The 561-nt window shown below is 46.9% G+C and carries 1 pseudogene; it reads left to right on the top strand.

Annotated elements, in window-relative coordinates:
• Positions 1-561 (top strand): annotated as a pseudogene (locus tag R7E38_RS23215) (MotA/TolQ/ExbB proton channel family protein); the annotation flags it as partial.

The raw sequence follows: 561 nt of genomic DNA, 5'->3' as shown, positions 1-561 counted from the left end.
AAGACCTACCATCTACTCAAGAGCTGGAAGCATTCTGGCACACTATTCTTCAACAAGTTGTCGTATCTGGTGATACATCAACAACACAAGCAACGGTTGTTTACGGTGAAGGTAAAGAAGCCGTTCGCGACGTAACGCTAGTAGGTGAATTTAACGCAATTGCAGATGGCAAATACGTCATTTACGTACCTCAAACTGGCAAGTTCGAAGAACTATCACGTCAGCCAAGCAAGAACATCACAAGCCAAGTGGCTGGTTTTGAATCAGCAAAAGGCACTTATGAGCCGCTATTCCTTGATCCATCTCGTGGCGTAATTCTATCGCTACTAGTACAGAGCCCTACCGGTCAGGAGCGTATTGACCAAGGCGGTATCGTTGGTTACGTCATCCTAGCAATGGGCGCTGTTGGTGTCATCATCGCGCTATTGTGCTTCCTACGCCTTCAGATCATCGGTGGCAAAATGCGTAAACAGGCGAAATCAGACACAGTTATCCCTGGCAACCCTCTAGGTGAAGTTATCCAAGCTTACCAAGATCACAAAGGCGACAACCTTGAAGATC

It is taken from the genome of Vibrio sp. Vb2131 (genome assembly GCF_033338535.1).
Taxonomy (GTDB): Bacteria; Pseudomonadota; Gammaproteobacteria; order Enterobacterales; family Vibrionaceae; genus Vibrio; species Vibrio alginolyticus.
This window is presented reverse-complemented; position numbering and strand designations above follow the sequence as displayed.